At 61.9% G+C, this 17,628-nt stretch carries 11 protein-coding genes and 2 pseudogenes; 7 read left to right on the top strand and 6 right to left on the bottom strand.

Annotated elements, in window-relative coordinates:
• Positions 1-204 precede the first annotated feature (204 nt).
• The 6 genes from ACIP8I_RS19820 to ACIP8I_RS19795 all read left to right on the top strand — a co-directional run bounded on the left by ACIP8I_RS19820 (position 205) and on the right by ACIP8I_RS19795 (position 10,036).
• Positions 205-1,800 carry an FAD-binding oxidoreductase gene (locus tag ACIP8I_RS19820; protein WP_400763208.1) on the top strand — a complete coding sequence of 532 codons (1,596 nt, stop codon included), beginning with the start codon at positions 205-207 and terminating at the stop codon, positions 1,798-1,800.
• A 5-nt stretch (positions 1,801-1,805) separates the two neighbouring features.
• On the top strand, positions 1,806-3,401 hold the full coding sequence (locus ACIP8I_RS19815; RefSeq protein ID WP_400763206.1) for a glycerol-3-phosphate dehydrogenase/oxidase: 1,596 nt from the start codon (positions 1,806-1,808) through the stop codon (positions 3,399-3,401).
• A gap of 20 nt (positions 3,402-3,421) precedes the next feature.
• The gene (locus ACIP8I_RS19810; protein WP_400763204.1) at positions 3,422-4,990 is read left to right on the top strand and encodes an FGGY-family carbohydrate kinase; all 1,569 of its coding nucleotides are present in this window, start codon (positions 3,422-3,424) and stop codon (positions 4,988-4,990) included.
• Positions 4,991-5,218: 228 nt separating this feature from the next.
• A complete protein-coding gene (locus tag ACIP8I_RS19805; RefSeq protein WP_400763203.1) occupies positions 5,219-6,508 on the top strand; it encodes a phospholipase in 1,290 nt (429 codons plus the stop codon).
• 47 nt (positions 6,509-6,555) lie between these two features.
• Positions 6,556-8,514, top strand: coding sequence for a DUF1302 domain-containing protein (locus ACIP8I_RS19800; protein WP_400763201.1), 1,959 nt, complete (start codon positions 6,556-6,558; stop codon positions 8,512-8,514).
• A gap of 148 nt (positions 8,515-8,662) precedes the next feature.
• The gene (locus ACIP8I_RS19795; RefSeq protein WP_367083009.1) at positions 8,663-10,036 is read left to right on the top strand and encodes a DUF1329 domain-containing protein; all 1,374 of its coding nucleotides are present in this window, start codon (positions 8,663-8,665) and stop codon (positions 10,034-10,036) included.
• Between the two features lie 264 nt (positions 10,037-10,300).
• Here the strand turns inward: ACIP8I_RS19795 and ACIP8I_RS19790 are convergent.
• Together ACIP8I_RS19790 and ACIP8I_RS19785 are read right to left on the bottom strand one after the other, a co-directional pair.
• Positions 10,301-10,897 (bottom strand): annotated as a pseudogene (locus ACIP8I_RS19790) (methyl-accepting chemotaxis protein); the annotation flags it as partial.
• Between the two features lie 309 nt (positions 10,898-11,206).
• Positions 11,207-12,187: pseudogene (locus ACIP8I_RS19785) on the bottom strand (methyl-accepting chemotaxis protein); the annotation flags it as partial.
• A gap of 288 nt (positions 12,188-12,475) precedes the next feature.
• On the opposite strand from ACIP8I_RS19785, the gene ACIP8I_RS19780 reads away from it, so the two are divergent.
• Positions 12,476-13,147: a histidine phosphatase family protein gene (locus ACIP8I_RS19780; RefSeq protein ID WP_400763198.1), complete on the top strand. Its 672-nt coding sequence runs from the start codon at positions 12,476-12,478 to the stop codon at positions 13,145-13,147.
• Positions 13,148-13,224: 77 nt separating this feature from the next.
• Here the strand turns inward: ACIP8I_RS19780 and ACIP8I_RS19775 are convergent, their stop codons facing one another.
• The 4 genes from ACIP8I_RS19775 to ACIP8I_RS19760 all read right to left on the bottom strand — a co-directional run bounded on the left by ACIP8I_RS19775 (position 13,225) and on the right by ACIP8I_RS19760 (position 17,471).
• Positions 13,225-14,664 (bottom strand): ArnT family glycosyltransferase, encoded by a 1,440-nt coding sequence (locus ACIP8I_RS19775; RefSeq protein ID WP_400763196.1) that lies wholly within the window; start codon positions 14,662-14,664, stop codon positions 13,225-13,227.
• A 69-nt stretch (positions 14,665-14,733) separates the two neighbouring features.
• A complete protein-coding gene (gene rimJ / locus ACIP8I_RS19770) occupies positions 14,734-15,321 on the bottom strand; it encodes a ribosomal protein S5-alanine N-acetyltransferase (RefSeq protein ID WP_400763194.1) in 588 nt (195 codons plus the stop codon).
• 220 nt (positions 15,322-15,541) lie between these two features.
• Positions 15,542-16,948, bottom strand: coding sequence for a DUF2252 domain-containing protein (locus ACIP8I_RS19765; RefSeq protein WP_400763193.1), 1,407 nt, complete (start codon positions 16,946-16,948; stop codon positions 15,542-15,544).
• Positions 16,949-17,024: 76 nt separating this feature from the next.
• Positions 17,025-17,471 carry a hypothetical protein gene (locus tag ACIP8I_RS19760; protein WP_400763191.1) on the bottom strand — a complete coding sequence of 149 codons (447 nt, stop codon included), beginning with the start codon at positions 17,469-17,471 and terminating at the stop codon, positions 17,025-17,027.
• Positions 17,472-17,628: the final 157 nt, after the last annotated feature.

Raw genomic sequence — 17,628 nt, 5'->3', positions numbered from 1 at the left:
ATCCCTTGATCAAGGCCTGCGTGAGCGAATGAATGGCTGAAAGGTAATTTGAAACCCCGACTAAAGTAAATGGCTGGCACTTGCGCGACGTTTGACTCAATTGGCTACTCGAACTGGCCGGATGTGACCGTGACACTTTGCGGCCGCTGACTAGTATGGAGGCCTGCCACATCACTGATCAGACTGCATAAGAAGGACACACGCATGCGACGCTGGAACGGCTGGGGAGATGCAACCACGGTGGTCGAACTGCCGGCCCAGGGTGCGAGTTTTCTCCATGAACGGTTGGGGGCCGGGCGGGCGCTGCCCGATGCCACGCTGGAGGCAGCATTGGCGCGGGTGCCGGTCTCACGGTTGGCGGCGCACGCCTTGTACAGCGTCGACGCCCATGACCGCCTGCTGCACGCCCGGGGCCAGAGCCTGCCGGACTGGCTGGCGTTGCGCGAAGGCGCGCTGGGCAACTATCCCGATGCGGTGGCGTTTCCCGAAACTGCGGAGCAGATCCGCCAATTGCTGGCGCTCGCCCATGAGCAGGACCTGTGCCTGATTCCCTACGGCGGCGGCACTTCGGTGGCCGGGCACATCAACCCGCCGGATTCGACGCGGCCGGTGGTGACCGTGTCGCTGGCGCGGATGAATCGCCTGATCGACCTCGACGAGCAGAGCCAACTGGCGACGTTCGGCCCCGGTGCCAGTGGCCCGCAGGTGGAAAGTCAGCTGCGCGCTCGCGGCTACACGCTGGGGCATTTCCCGCAATCGTGGGAGCTGTCGACGCTGGGCGGATGGGTCGCCAGTCGCTCCAGCGGTCAGCAGTCGTTGCGCTACGGGCGCATCGAGCAATTGTTCGCCGGCGGTACCCTGGAAACTTTCGCCGGCCCTTTGGAAATCCCGACCTTCCCAGCCTCGGCGGCGGGGCCTGATCTGCGCGAAGTGGTGCTCGGTTGCGAGGGCCGTTTCGGGATCATTTCCGAGGTCAAAGTGCGAGTCAGTCCGCTGCCGGTCGATGAACGTTTTTACGGGGTGTTCCTGCCCAACTGGAGCAAGGCGCTGCAAGCGATTCGCCAATTGGCCCAGGCGCGAGTGCCGCTGTCGATGCTGCGCCTGTCGAACGCGGTGGAGACCGAAACCCAACTGGCGCTGGCCGGGCATCCGCAGCAGATCGCCTGGCTGGAAAAGTATCTGAACCTGCGCGGTGCCGGTGAAGGCAAGTGCCTGCTGACCTTCGGCGTGACCGGCAACCGTCGGCAAAACGCGCTGTCGCTGAGCCAGGCGCGCCAGCATCTGAAAGCCTTCGGCGGTGTGTTCACCGGTACTTTGCTCGGCAAGAAATGGGCGCAGAACCGCTTCCGTTTCCCCTACCTGCGCGAGAACCTGTGGAACGCCGGTTACGTGGTCGACACCCTGGAAACGGCCACCGACTGGAGCAACGTCGACCACCTGCTCAACCTGATCGAAAACAGCCTGCGCGACGCCTTGGCAGCGCAGGGCGAGCGGGTGCATGTGTTCACCCATCTGTCCCACGTCTATGGCGAAGGTTCGAGCATCTACACCACTTACGTGTTTCGCCCGGCGGCGGATTATCCGGCGACGCTGGCGCGCTGGCAGGCACTCAAGCACGCGGCCAGCCAGACCATCGTCGACAACCACGGCACCATCAGCCACCAGCACGGCGTCGGTAAGGATCACGCGCCGTACCTGTCGCGCGAGAAAGGCGCGCTGGCGATGGACACCTTGCAGGCGCTGAGCAGGCACTTCGATCCGGCCGGGCGCCTCAACCCCGGCACGCTGTTGCAGGAGTGACGGCCATGCACACGGACTGGAACGCCGCGTGGCGCCAGCAAGCCTTGCCGACATTGGCCGACGAAACGTGGGACCTGATCGTCATCGGCGGCGGCATCAGCGGTGCCGGCATCCTGCGCGAAGCGGCGCGGCGTGGCTGGCGCTGTCTGCTGCTGGAACAACGGGATTTCGCCTGGGGCACCTCCAGCCGATCATCGAAAATGGTCCACGGCGGTTTGCGTTACATCGCCAAGGGCCAGTGGCGCCTGACCCGTGATTCAGTGCGCGAGCGTCAGCGCCTGCTCGACGAAGCACCGGGGCTGGTTGAACCGATGAGTTTCATGATGCCGCACTATCGCGGCGGCTTTCCCGGGCCGCGTGTGCTTGGTGGCCTGTTGTCGGTTTATGACGCATTGGCGGGACGCCGCAGCCATCGATTTCATGACGCGCAGCAAATGCGTTTTCTCGCGCCGGGGGTGAAGGAAACCCAGCTGCTGGGTGGCACCTGTTTTATTGATGCACTGACCGATGACGCACGGCTGGTGATGCGCGTGTTGAGTGAAGCGCGGGCCGATGGCGCGGTGGTGCTTAACGGGGTACGCGTCGAACATTTGCTGCGCGAAAACGGTCGGGTGTGCGGGGTGCAGGTCGAAGATTGCGAAGCGGGTGGGTCGCTGCAATTGCGTTGCGGCGTACTGGCGGTGGCGACCGGGGCATGGGCTGAGCGCTTGCGGTTGCCCGAGGCACCACGACAACTGCGGCCTTTGCGCGGCAGTCATCTGCTGCTGCCGGGCTGGCGTTTGCCGGTGGCGCAGGCGTTCACGTTTCTGCATGAGCGCGACCGTCGGCCGGTGTTCGTGTTTCCGTGGGAGGGGGGGACGGTGGTCGGCACCACCGACCTCGATCATCGCGAGAATCTGGATCAGAGCGCGAGCATCAGTGCTGACGAACTCGACTATCTGCTGGCGGCTTGCACGCAACAATTTCCAGGTGCCGAAGTGACGGCGAGCGATGTGCTGTCGACCTGGTCCGGCGTGCGTCCGGTGGTGGGCAGCGCGACGGGTCAACAGCAAGGCAAGCCGTCGAATGAAACCCGTGAACATGTGCTGTGGCAGGAGCCGGGGTGCGTCACGTTAGCCGGCGGCAAGCTGACGACGTTTCGCCCGCAAGCCATCGAAGTGCTCAAGGCCTGTGCCGACATGCTCGGTCGCGAATTCGAAGATCACGGCGCTGCCGTTTTTGCCGCCGTAGCGCCACGGCCGATCCCCGGACTCAGCCCGCAACAGTGGCGACGGCTGGCCGGCAGACACGGCCGCGATCTGCCGCGACTGGCGCAGTTGATCGCCGAGTTGGGCCGCGAAACGGTCGGTAACACCGACACCTTGTGGGCAGAACTGGCCTTCGCCTGTGAGGCGGAAATGGTGCTGCACCTCGATGATCTATTGCTGCGTCGTACCCGTCTGGGACTGTTGCTGGCGCGCGGTGGCGAAGCGCATTTCGCGGCCATCCGCCAACTCTGTCAGCCCCGCCTGGGCTGGGACGATGCACACTGGCAACAAGAGCTGCAGCGTTACCGGGCGTTGTGGCAACGCCATCACGGTCTGCCGGATGCCACGCCTTGATGCCCCTTGAAGAGAGCGCCATGGATAACCACTCGAACAAGCGCTACCTGCTGGCGATCGACAACGGCACCCAGAGCGTGCGCGCATTGCTTTTCGATTTGCAGGGCAATTTGCTCGGCAAAGGCAAGGTCGAATTGCAGGCGTACTACTCGACGCAACCGGGCTGGGCCGAGCAGGACCCGGAATATTATTGGGCAAAACTCGGCGAGGCCTGTCAGCAGGTGTGGGCGCAAACCGGGATTGATCGCTCGCAGATTGCCGGGGTGTCGCTGACCACCCAGCGCGGCACGGTGATCAACGTCGATGCTCAGGGCAAGCCGCTGCGCCCGGCGATTCTGTGGCTCGATCAGCGCCAGAGCGAAGTCGAGGGCGGGATCAAGGGGCCGTGGGGCTGGCTGTTCAAACTGGTCGGCGCGCAGGCCACGGTGGATTATTTTCGCGCGCAGGCCGAGGCCAACTGGATCGCCAGACACCAGCCTGAAGTCTGGGCCGCGACCGACAAGTTTCTGCTGCTCTCGGGCTTTCTCACCCATCGCCTGTGCGGGCGCTTTGTCGACTCGGTGGGTTGCTGCGTCGGCTACCTGCCGTTCGACTTCAAACGCCTGAAATGGGCCGCGCCCAGTGACTGGAAATGGCAGGCGTTGGCGGTGCGTGCGGAGCAATTGCCGACCTTGCACAAACCCGGCGAAACCCTCGGCTATATCAGCGCTGAAGCGAGCCGTCACACGGGGATTCCTGAGGGGCTGTCGCTGATTGCCGCGGGCGCTGACAAGGCCTGCGAAGTGGTCGGCTCCGGCGTGGTCGATGCGAGCACGGTGTGCCTGTCCTACGGCACCACGGCGACGATCACCAGCACCCGCTCGCGCTATCTGGAAATCGTCCCGCTGATCCCGCCGTACCCCTCGGCGGTGCCGGATCAGTACAACTGCGAGGTGATGATTTATCGCGGTTACTGGATGGTCAGCTGGTTCAAGAACGAGTTCGGCCTGCGCGAAATGCAGCAGGCCAAAGAGCAGGGCATCGAGCCCGAGCAATTGTTCGATGCGCTGGTGAACGCGGTGCCGCCGGGGTCGATGGGGCTGATGCTGCAACCGTATTGGTCGCCGGGGATTCGTGAGCCGGGTGTCGAGGCTAAAGGCGCGATGATCGGCTTCGGCGACGTGCACACCCGCGCGCATATTTACCGGGCAATTCTCGAAGGGCTGGCGTATGCGTTGCGTCAGGGCATGGAGAACATCGAGAGGCGTTCGAAGGTGTCGATCAAGCGTCTGCGCGTGGCCGGTGGCGGTTCGCAGAGTGATGCGGCGATGCAGCTGACGGCGAACATTTTCGGCCTGCCGGCGGAGCGTCCGCATGTGTACGAAGCGTCGGGGTTGGGCGCGGCGATTTGTTGTGCGGTGGGGTTGGGCTTGTATGCGGACTTCCCCACGGCGATCGCCGCGATGACAAGGGTGGGCGAGGTGTTCACACCGCAGCCCGAGGCGCAGCAGGTCTACGAACGTTTATACAAAGAGGTGTACCTGCGCATGTATCGCCAGCTCAAGCCGTTGTACCAGAGCATCCGCAAAATCACCGGTTACCCCGCCTGAAACAACACCACCAATCCCCTGTAGGAGCTGCCGAAGGCTGCGATCTTTTGACTTGGATTTTTAAAAACAAGATCAAAAGATCGCAGCCTTCGGCAGCTCCTACACAGGTGGGCGGTGATTCGCATATGGCGCTATCGGAGACTTTTTCTGGTGAGATCGGACAGTGTCAGCGCCGGGAGCGGTTGTTAGGCTCAACCCCCACAGCACCTCCAATAAGAATTAAAAGCAATGAAGCTGACCTTTCTCCTGTTGCTGCTTTGTGCAATGGCCCCGACGGCGTGGGGCTGGTCGAATCACACGGTGGGCAGCTATCTGGCGTTGCAGGAATTGCCGGCGCTGCGCGATGCGCCGCCGGTCGAGGTCGAGCCGCTGGAGCGTTTTCTCGCCGAGCAGTATCCGGCCGTGGTCGCGCTGCTGGAGCAACAGGAAAACTTCGCCCGTGAACACTTCACCCAATACCTGCCGCGCCCCGACAATCTGAAGCTGCCCGCCGTACCGAGCGACAATCTGCGCCACGATTTTCTCACCGCGCTGCGGCTCAATCCGCGCATTCATCTGGCGATGGTCATTCAGCCGCTGCCGGGTCATGACCTGCCTGAGCGCGAACACCTCAGCGCCGATCAGGTGATGGTCGAGCAGACGCTGTCACCGTGGAATCGCCAGCGTTTCATTCGCGTGGCGGACGGCGAAAAAGTCGCGACGCTGGCGGTGCTGGCCAGTGCTGCCGACGAGCCGGATTACGGTCACGACATCAACCTGTTCAGCGACAACCCTGGTGAGGTCGGCGCGCTGTATGGCTTCGGCCCGCAGCCGTTTGGCGATGCGCGTTTTCAGTACAGCTCGCAGGCGCCGTTCCACATGGGCTTCTTCCATGAAAGCGCGGTGGTGTATGCCGCTGCCGGATTTCTCCAGCGCAGTTGGCCGGACTGGCGCGCCTATCAGTACCTGGGGCTGGCGCGTTTGGCATTCGCCTCTGGTCATCCTTACTGGGGCTATCGGTTTCTCGGTTGGGGCGTGCACCACGTGCAGGACCTGACCCAGCCGTATCACGCCAAGCCACTGCCCGGGGTCGAGCTGCCCAGCCTGTTGCTGCTGGAAGGCAAGGCGCTGGCCGGTTTTGCCGATGATAAAAAAGCCTCGATCGAGCGCGTCGCCACCCGCCACATGGAAATCGAGAAGTATCAATCGACCTGGCTGCGTCGCGTGCTGCGCACCGGGCAGGCGCATCCGATGCTCGCGGCCTACGCCGATGTCGCTCAAGACCAACACTATCCGCTGTACTCGGTGGACTACCTGCGCGACGTGGTCAGCGCCGAGTCGGTCGAGGACTCGGCGGCGTTCGATGAAACTATCGGCCAGTGGCTGGAGACGGCTCCGGTGACCAGCGATTTCAGCAGCGGCAATCAGTTGCAGCGCGAGACGTTCGAGCATCCGGCACTCAATCAGCAGCTGTTCAAACTGCTCGGGCATTTCGGCGCGCACAGCCGGATTTATGTCCGTGCGGGGCTGGCACCGTAGCCATCGCGGTCACGCAAAAAACAATAAGAACAAGGAAGGAGGAATCCATGATCAACACTCGATTGCGCCTCACCGGCGTGGCACTTCCCGGTGTCGGCCTGGCAGGGCTGCTGCAACTCTGTGCGGTGGATGCGCTGCAGGCGGCCGAGTTCAGCGTGCTGGACAATCAAGTCACCGGCTCGATCGACACGACCCTGTCCTATGGGCGTTTGTGGCGGGTGCAAGGCCGCGACAAGAACAACGATGACGTCAACACCAACGACGGCAATCGCAACTTCGACACCGGACTGGTTTCCGAGGTGTACAAGATCACTTCGGAGCTTGAGGCCAACTACCAGAACTACGGGATGTTCCTGCGCGGCACGGCGTTCTACGACACCCAGTTGATGGACAAGCGCAACGATTACTACCGCAACAACAACCCCTCGCAGCCGAGCCAGAGTTACCCGCAGGACGACCGCTTCACCAGTCAGACCCGCGACATCGCTGGCAGCCGGATCGAGATGCTCGACGCCTATGTCTACGGCAATTGGGACGTGGCGCAGATGCCGGTCACCGCGCGGGTCGGGCGTCAGGTGTTCAACTGGGGCGAGGGGATTTTCTATCGCGGCGGGATCAACACCACCAACCCGGTGGACGCCGCGAAATACCGTTTGCCGGGGGCCGAGGTCAAGGAAGTGCTGATGCCGGTGGAGGCCGTGAGCTTCAACATTGGCCTCAGCGATTCGCTGACCCTGGAGAGCTTCTACCAGACCAACTGGAAGGAAACCCGCATCGACCCGGTCGGCACTTTCTACTCGCAGACCGACCTGTTCGCCGATGGCGGCAACACCGGTTACAACAACTTCAGCGGCACCGCGCTCGACACGCCGGTGCCGGGCTTCGGCAACGTCATCGGCCTGTACAGCGCACTGGGCAACAACCCGTTGCTCGGCCCGGCGCTGAAAAGCACCGGCCTATATGCCAATGGTGTGACCCCGGCCTACGGCAACACGCTGAAAGTGGCGTCGATCGGCAAGGACTACAACGCCCGTAACGACGGCCAGTTCGGCTTCGCCTTCCGCTACATCGCCGAGGAGCTGAACAGCACCGAGTTCGGCCTGTACCTGGTCAATTATCACGCCAAGGAACCGACCATCGCCGCTGACCTCGGTGGCTACAAAGGCATCGACATGAATGCCCTGACCAACATGCTCGCCGGTGTCGCCGGCAGTCAGGCCGGGGCGCTGGCCAGCGGTCTGGCGACGGCCGATGTGATGGGCAACATCCAGGCGCATCGACGTTATGCCGAAGACATCCGCATGTACGGTTTCAGCTTCAACACCACTTTGGGTCAGGCTTCAGTATTCGGTGAAATTGCCTACCGGCCGAACCTGCCGATCGGCATCGCTGCCACCAACGACCTGATCGGCGACCTGGCCAACGGTGCCGCTGTGGCGGTGACCGGCAAACCCGTCAATGTCGGCGGGCAGATGGTCACCCTCGACAGCGAGATCAACAACGCCGAGCGCGTGGAAGCGTTCAACACCTCACTGGGCAGCATCTACAACTTCGGCCCGACGCTGTCGTTCGACTCGATGTTCGGCATCTTCGAACTGGCCTCCGAACACCTGCGCGGCAGCAGTCTGCAATACACCGCTTACGACGGCAGCACGCGCTATTACGCTGGGACCGGCAACACCTCTTATGTGTCCGGCGGTGATCGTGACGATCAGGTCAACCGCAACTCCTACAGCTACACGGTGATGTTCAACGGCACCTGGAACGACGTGTACGCCGGGGTCAACGTGTCGCCTTACGTCGTCTACAAGGACGACTTCAAGGGCAACAGCTATCAGGCCGGCAACACCATCGACGGGCGCAAGGCCTACACCCTGGGGATCAAGGCCAACTACCAGAACAAGCTCGAAGCCGAGGTGCAGTACACCAACTTCTGGGGCGGCGGGCAGAACAACGGGATTCGCGACCGCGACAACGTCGGGTTCAACCTCAAGTATTTCTTGTGAGTTTCAGACGCAGATCCCGGGACAACTCATTCCCCTGTGGGAGCGGGCTTGCCCGCGATGACGGCAGCACATTCGACATCAATGGTGGCTGATCCACCGCTATCGCTGGCAAGCCAGCTCCCACAGGGTACGCATTCTGGAGAAGAACATGTTTCATATTTCAAGATTGACGAAGACAACGCTGGCGCTTGTGCTGGGTCTCGCTGCGAGCAGCGCTTTCGCCGCCATCACCCCCCAACAAGCCGAACAACTGAAAACCACCCTCACACCCATGGGCGCCGAGCGCGCGGGTAACGCCGCCGGCACCATCCCGGCCTGGACCGGCGGCATCACCCAGGCGCCAGCCGGCTATAAACCGGGCCAGCACCATCCGGACCCGTATGCGGCGGACAAGCCGCTGTTCACCATCACCAAGGCCAATCTGGATCAGTACAAAGCCCACCTCAGCCCCGGTCAGATCGCACTGTTCAACAGCTACCCCGACACGTTCCAGATGCCGGTCTATCCGTCGCGTCGTTCCGGTTCGGCGCCGCAATGGCTGTACGACAACACCCTGAAGAATGCGACGTCGGCCAAGCTGCTGGAGGGTGGCAGCGGATTCGCCGATGCCTACGGCGGCGTGCCGTTCCCGGTGCCCAAGGACGGCATCGAAGTGCTGTGGAACCACATCACCCGTTATCGCGGGATCTACGTGGTGCGTCGCGCATCCGAAGCGCCGGTGCAGCGCAACGGCAGCTTTGCGCTGGTGACTTCGCAGCAAGAAGCGCTGTTCAACTTCTACCGCCCGGGCGGGCAGTACGCCGACCTGAAAAACATCCTGTTCTACTACCTCGCCTTCGTGAAAAGTCCGGCGCGCCTGGCCGGTGGCGCAGCGCTAGTGCACGAGATGCTCGATCAGCTCAAGGACCCGCGTCAGGCCTGGGTCTACGACGCCGGGCAACGCCGCGTGCGCCGCGCGCCGAACCTGGCGTATGACACGCCGATTGCCTCATCCGATGGCCTGCGCACCGCCGATGACACCGACCTGTTCAACGGCGCGCCGGACCGCTACGACTGGAAGCTCAAGGGCAAGCAGGAAATCTACATCCCCTACAACAACTACAAGGTCGGCAGCCCCGACGTGAAGTACGCGCAACTGCTGACCCCCGGCCACCTCAACCCGCAATTCACCCGCTATGAGTTGCACCGTGTGTGGGTGGTCGAAGGCAACCTGAAACCGGGTGCCCGACATGTCTATTCCAAGCGCGTGCTGTTCCTCGACGAGGACAGCTGGGGCGCGGCGCTGGTCGATCAATACGATGGGCGAGGGGAGTTGTGGCGAGTGTCGATGGCCTACCTGAAAAACTTCTACGACCTGCCGACGACGTGGAGCGCGCTGGACGTGTTCCACGACCTGCAGGCCCGGCGTTACTACGTGCAGAACCTCGACAACGAAGAAGCCTCCACCGTCGACTTCTCGCAACCGGTGCCGGAAGACGCGTATTTCATGCCGTCGGCGTTGCGCCAGCGCGGGACACGATAGAGGCGTATCACAACCCCTGTAGGAGCTGCCGAAGGCTGCGATCTTTTGACTTTGATTTTAAAAAACAGGATCAAAAGATCGCAGCCTGCGGCAGCTCCTACACAAGGCGGGTTGTCTTTGACATTGGGTTGACTGGTCGGACGCCATCGCGGGCAAGCCCGCTCCCACAAGTTTTTCGGTCGTTCACATATTCCGTGTTCGACTCGTTTCCTGTGGGAGCGGGCTTGCCCGCGATTGGATTTACGCTTTGGCGCTGACTGAAGATCAGACGCGGAAGTGGCTGACCATCTGCTGCAACTGACCACCCAGGCGTGCCAGTTCAACGCTGGACGCGGCGGTTTCGTCGCTGGCGGCAGCGGTCTGTTCCGACACGTCGCGCACGTTGATGATGCTGCGGCTGATTTCTTCGGCCACGGCGCTTTGCTGTTCGGCCGCGGCGGCGATCTGCTGGTTCATCGACTGGATGTTCGACACCGTGCGGGTGATGTTTTCCAGGGAGTCGCCAGCCTTGCGGGTCAGGGCCACGCTGCTGTCGGTCAGGGCGCGGCTGTTGTTCATCACGGCAGCCACTTGCTGGGTGCCGTTCTGCAAACCGGCGACCAGACCTTCGATTTCTTCGGTGGATTTCTGCGTGCGCTGGGCCAGGCCACGGACTTCGTCGGCGACCACGGCAAACCCACGGCCGGCTTCACCGGCACGCGCCGCTTCGATTGCGGCGTTGAGCGCCAGCAGGTTGGTCTGCTCGGCTACGGCCTTGATCACGTCCATGACGCTGCCGATCTTGTCGCTTTCCTGTTGCAGCACGCTCATGGCTTCGGTGGAACGCACCACTTCGCTGGCCAGACGCTCGATCTGCGCGATGGCTTCATTCACCACTTTGTCGCCTTCACGGGCTTCGCCATCAGCGGCAGCAGCGGCTTGCGAGGCTTCTTCGGCGTTGCGCGCGACTTCCTGCACAGTGGCGGTCATCTCGTGCATGGCGGTGGCCACCTGGTCGGTCTCGACCTTCTGACTGTTCACGCCGGCGCTGGTCTGCTCGGTCACGGCCGAGAGTTCTTCAGCGGCGCTGGCGATCTGGGTGACGCCGTCGCGGATGCCGCTGATCAGGTCGCGCAGGGTTACGCCCATGCGCGCGATGCCTTGTTGCAGCACGCCGAGTTCGTCGCGGCGGGTGACGGTGACGTTCTGGGTCAGGTCGCCGCTGGCAATGCGCTCGACCACGGCCAGGGTTTCCTGCAACGGACGGGTGATCTGACGGGTGATAATCACCGCGGCAATCACACCGACCAACAGCGCCAGCAGGGTGCTGATCAGCTGGAAGGTACGGGCCTGGGCGCTTTCGATGTCGCGACGGTCGAGCTGGATCTGGTACAGCTGCTCGCTGGTGTTGACGATCGCGGTGCCCTGATCGGTCATCTCTTTACGCGCTTGCACCGCTTCGCTGTTGGCGTTCTTGTAGGCCTGCAAGGCGCTGCGGTAGTTGCTCAGGGCGGTTTCCAACTGACGCAGGGCGTCTTGCTGGGTGGCGGCGAAATGCACGTTCAGTTGCTTGAGGCTGGCGATTGCTGCGTCCAGTTGGCCGACGGCTTTCTGCTCGGTTTCGGCGTTGGTGGTGGCGGTGTAGCCGCGCACTTCATAGCGCGCGAGGATGAACGCTTCCTTGGCCTGGGTGATGGCCTGGAACTGCTCGAAGCGCTGCTCGCTCATGTCCATTTGCTGCACGCGCTTGCTGATCGTTTCGATCAGGTTGTAAGCGGTGTCGGCGTTGGTGCCCATCACGTCGCGGGCGCTATTGCCGGTGCGGTAGGCGTTGCGCATCTTGTTCAGCGAGGTCTGGTATTCGGCGATGGTCGCGGCCTGCTCTTTCAGCAGCTTGACGTTTTCCGGACTCTTGAACTTGTTGATCAGCGCCTGTTGTTGCGCGGCGAAGCTTTCGAGGGTGGTTTGTACATTCTGCGCGGCGGTTTCGTCGCCGTTGGTCAGCATGTATTGCAGGCGCACCACGCGCAGCTTGGTCAGACCGGCATTGAGCTGGGTGATGTCGCTCATCCAGTTGCTGCGGTCAATCAGGCCGCCGAGGCTGGTCCAGCCCGTCAGGGCGAGGACGCAGGTCAGGGCCAGGACCAGGCCGAAGCCCAGGCCCAATTTCATGTTCACGCTGATGTTGCCGAACCAGCTATTCATCACAATTCCTCCAGGAACGTTGTGCTTCTTGATCGTCGGTCAGGCTGGAAGATTGTTGTTTTTTTGAGCCAGCAAGGGTGTTAGCAGGTCTGTATCGGCCGCAAACACGAGAGCTGAAAGGATTTTGTCCGACGGAATTTGTAACAAGGGCACCTCAAGACTTTTTTCACATACGTTTCACCGACCGCTTACGCCGGCTTCACTAACCTCGCCGCATCGAATTGACTGTGATGGATGCCGACGAGGCGGCCCGATGTGGAATTGAGACTGAGTCTGTTCGGCGTCAAACGCTCGATCTCCCTGAGCGGATTGGCCCGCTATCGCAATACCTGGGTCGTGCTTGGTGCATCGCTGCTGGTGATTCCGCTGACTCTATGGCTGCTCGCCCCAGCGGCGGTGCCGGACCTGGCCCATGGCAACGTCTCTGGTGCCAAGGCACTGGCGGCCGGATGGGCCAAGGGCGACATGATTGTGCTGGTGCGGCACGTCGAACGCTGCGATCACTCGCCGGCGCCGTGCCTGAGTGGCGACGACGGCATCACCGACCGCTCGCGCAGTGTCGCGGTCGGTGTCGGCGCACAGTTCGAGCATCTGGGCCTGAATAACGCCGACATCTACAACAGCCCGATGCTGCGCACCGTGCAGACCGCCGGTTACATGTTCAACCGCGCGGCCACGGGTGAAGATTGGCTGATCAGTTGCAAGGGCCACATCCTGCAGGAAGCGCTGGCGCACAAGCTCCCGGGACGTAACCTGATCCTGGTGACCCACAGCGAATGCATGGCGGAGTTGGAGAAGGACTTGAATTCACCGGTTTCTGATCCTGGCTACGGTTCCTCACTGTTTGTGTCTGCCGCAAACAAAGCGGACCCGCGCGTGCTTGGCTTCATCGAAGCCTCCGACTGGCACTCAGTGAGCACTCGATGAACTGACGTTTGCCAAGCGTCAGCGCAAACAAAACCCGCCGGTGACGGCGGGTTTTTTATTGTCTGGCGTGAGGGTTGTCAGTAGCCGACGAAGTAGTACGCCTGGCGCCCGACCATCATGGTCTTCAGCACTTTGAGCGGTGCGACGGGTTCGCTGTCCGCCGAGATCACCGCGACATTGGAGGGCGAGGCACTGAGGAAGTCGTGCAATTGCGCGTCGGTGTCCAGACCCTTGAGCACACTTTGCGTGTAGAACACGCTGGCGCCGCCGACCCGTTCATTGGCCTGGAACAGCGCGACTTGCTGACCATTGGCCTGCAAGCTCTGAATGTGTTCGGTCAACGGCAGGAACGACAGTTCCTTGTCGGCGTTGGGCAATGCCCACTGGGCCGCGCCGAGGTAGCTGGCGATCACCACTGTGAGCAATCCTGCGGCAAGCGCCTGACGATGACGGGCGATTCTTCCGATAAAGCGGTCGGCGGTTTCGCGCGCCTGCAAGCGCTCGAACAACACGCGCGCGTACTCGGCGGCAATCACCGCCGCAGCCGGGGTCATCGACATCAGGTACACCGTGCGTTTGCTCGAGGCCAGGGTCAGCATGATGAACTGCGCGACGATCCACAGGCTGAAAAACAACAGGTAACGGTTGGCCTTCAGCTCCTTGCGGAAATGCCACAGCCCCAGATACACCAGAATGTTCCACGGCAGGAACGCTTCCGGCAGTTTGGCCAGATAGTAATAGAACGGTTCGTAATGCCCGGCCTCGACGAACGAGCCGCTGAAGCGGCCGACGCTGTTGGTCAGCAGGACTTCAGCGACAGCGTGCGAACCACCGCGCTGATAGAGCACGGCGAGCCAGGTCAGCAATGGAATCAGACCGACTGCCGTGAGTAAACCGGGACGCAACCACGCGCCGATCTTCAAGCGCCTGTCGATCAGGTTGTCGGCCAGCAGGTAGGCGAAAATCACCACCCCCGGCATCGCCAGCCCAAGCACGCCTTTGCTCAAGGTGGCGATGGCGATCCCGACGATAAACAGCAGCGAGTTACCCGCGCTCGGTACGCGTTGCGCCTGAAAGAATGCCAGCAACGCGGTGGTCACGCCGAGCGCCAGCAACGCATCCTCGCCGACCCCGCGCACGTTGCTCCAGTAACTGGCCATGGTCGCCAGCAGAATCCCCGCCGTCCAGGCGACGGCTTTCGGCCGACCGAAGCGGCGCAGCATGCCATACAGCACCATTACACTGAGCAACCCGGCCACCGCCGACGCCAGCCGCACCGCCCACGGCGAAACCCCGAACACGCGCATGGCGCCGGCGTCCAGCCACAGGCTCAGCGGCGGTTTTTCCAGAAACGGTTCACCGAACAGGCGCGGCGTCACCCAGTCATCGTCCAGATGCATCTCCATGGCGATCCCGGCGACGCGGGCCTCGGTGGAGCCTTGCAACTGGTGGTTACCCAAAGCGAAAAAAAACAGCAGGGCGGCGAGTAGAAACAGGGAGGTGGCGGCACGCGGCATGGGTTTCAGGCAACCGGAAAGGGCAGGAGCCTTGAGCATACTTCGCCAATGCTTAACAAATTGTGAAACTCACGCCAGTTGACGCGACCAACGCTTTTCCGGCGTTTCAAACAGCGGATTGACCAGCGCCGTCAGCACATGGTCCTGCCAGCGGCCGGCGATGTTCAGGTAGGCCTTGGCGTAGCCCTCGCGCTCGAAACCCAGACGCTCCAGCAACCGCTCGCTGCGCTCATTACCGGGCATGTAGTTGGCCATGATCCGATGCAGGTTCTGCGTGTCGAACATGTAGCCGATGCCAGCCTCCAGCCCTTCCTGCATCAGACCCTGGCCCTGGTGCGCGTGGTCGATGTGATAACCCAGATAACACGCCTGAAACGCACCGCGAATGATCCCGCTGAAATTGCACGCGCCGATCATCTGTTGGCCATCCGGCGTCAGCAGGGCGAAATGCATCGCCAGCCCGGCCTCGAAAGCACTGGCCTGAACTTCAAGGCGTCGACGAATCTGCTCGGTGGAAAAGTATTCGGTGGTGCGAATCGGCGACCACGGGGCGAGGTGGCGCTGGTTGCGTGCATAGAACGCACTTTCCAGTTCGGCCTGTTCCGGGGCGAGGATGGCGAGCGTCAGGCGTTGGCAGGGCAGGCTCAGCAATGACATCGGGCGCTCCGGTTGGCAGGGTCGAGGGACAGGATTGCCCACGAAATGGAAAAAAACAAACCGGGTGTATCGCTTCGGCAGCAAACGCCAGGCAAAAAAAAGCCCGCGGGAGAGCGCGGGCGAACCGTAGTTTCTTGAATGAGCGAGCGGACTGTACCGTGTTGATCGAACGGGGGCAGTGAAGAAAAATTCATCTCGATAGCGACCGTTCTGCAACGCGTCATGGCAAGTGATCCGCAGCGAAATCGGCTTCCGAACGTGCCCGCAGCCGATCCTTGCGACAGGCCTGCTGAAAGCGTTCGAAGTCGCGCTCGTTCTGCGCGGTGTAACTGCGTGCGTACTTGAACAAAGCGTCGGCCAAGGCATCGCCCTTGCCGATGTAGCCGCTGATGACCGCCGCATTGCCCGAGGCTTTGGCGTGGGCGCGGGCCAGTGCGCGACCGCAGACCCGGGCATAGGCGGCGAAGGTTTCGGCATCGAAGTTTTCCAGCTCGGCGGAGATCTTCATGTCGCGCAACTGCCGCACATAAAAATGCCGACCGTTGGGACCGGTGGTCCAGCCGAGAAACAGATCGCTCGCCGACTGCATCAAGCGCTGGCCTTCGACCACCCGCTGACCCTCATGGCGCGTGCGGGACTTGGCCTTCACATAGTCGGCGAGCACTGAGCGCCGGGCCTCCTTGAATTGCAGAAACAACGGAAACTCCTGATCGTCGGTCAGCAGCGCCACCAGACACCGCGTGCCGACACTGCCCACGCCGACCACCTTGAACGCGAGATCCTGTACGTGAAACCGCGAGAGCAATTCCCGCCGGTCAGCCTGCAGCGTGGTGCGGTAATCACGCATGAATGTATCGAACAACGGTCGCCAATCCGCCAGCCGCAACCAGTCATCATCGGCGTCGAGCAGCGTGGTGTTCTTGTGCAGGTGGAAAATTTCCGGCAGGTCGTCACGAATGACCAGTCGCCCGTTGGCGTCGCGCTCACTGATTTTCGGCAGCAACTCGGCGTGGGTGCGCCGCTCGGCCTTATCGACAGCACGCTGCACATGCTCCAGCGCACTCTTGCGCGCCTGATCGAGCAAATCTTCGTACTTGATCGATTCATACCAGGTTTCCAGCGCACTCTGTTCGGCGCACTCCAGCAATGTCGCCTGATAGGCGCCGACCATCTGCCGACACACGTCTTCCTCAACCGACTCGCCATGGCGCAAATCCCGCGCCGCCACCACAAAACTCGCCGCCAGCCGCTTCACATCCCATTCCCAAGGCCCAGGATGCGCCTCATCGAAATCATTCACGCTGAACAACAGATTGCGCTCCGGCGTGGCAAACCCGCCGAAATTCATCAAATGCGCATCCCCACAGATCGGCCCGACCAGCCCCATGTTTTCGGTACTCGACAGATCATGCGCCTGCAGCAATGCATTGCCACGGAAGAACGTGAAGGGCGACACCAGCATCCGCCCGTAACGCAGTTCCACCAGTGAGGCGACGCGGCCCTGACTGGAGGCCTTGATCAGCGGGATCGGATCGCGGTTCATTTTACCGGTGGTGGCGTGGGCGCTGCGCGAGCATTGCTTGCGGGCGTCCTTGCCTTGCCTCATGCGGGTTTGGAGGGTGGTCATCAGCGCTCGCTCTGGGAAGGGGCGCTGTGAGTGTAGAGGGGGATTTGGGGTTTATCTGGCAAGGCGTTGATGTCTGTCAGGGACTTTTTGTTGCCGGTTTTTTCGCGTCCGCGCTGGCATTGTCGGAAAGCCACAACGACAACGAATAACTGGCCACCGCCTGCCGCCGCGCCGCGTTGCGCATCAGATACACCTGAACCGTGTACTCGCCATCAGCAGGCACGGCGGCGGCAAAGTGATCACCCATGATCGAACCGTTGAACAGCGCCTCGTCAGCACCCGGGGCGGCGACGTTGAAATAGGCGGACGTGTTGGAAGATTTGAAATCAACCGTCAGCGTCTGACCGGCCTTGGCAACGAGTTTATATTCGGCGGTCTGATAGCCCTTGATCTTCTGTTTGAACTGCACGCTGCCGACTTCACTCTTGAACGTGACCTGTTGTACACGTGGGGGAAGCGCGTCTGCGGCGATGGCGGGGAGTGAAACCAATGAGGCCAGGGCGGCGGCGATCCAGGTGTTCATGGTGGGTAATCTCCTTGATGTTCAAGCCGTAACTTGGAGCTTCCAGTCACTGTGACAGTCGGATTTTGCAGGAGTGCGGCCTGCGCTAAAGGTGTCGCTCCGGTTGGGGGAACGTCAGATGCGATAAAACCCGCACAAGGCGGGTTTTACCGTGGAA

Source organism: Pseudomonas sp. NPDC088414, assembly GCF_044753325.1.
Lineage (GTDB): Bacteria > Pseudomonadota > Gammaproteobacteria > Pseudomonadales > Pseudomonadaceae > Aquipseudomonas.
The sequence above is the reverse complement of the archived record's forward strand: the minus strand, read 5'-3'. Positions and strand labels throughout refer to the sequence as shown.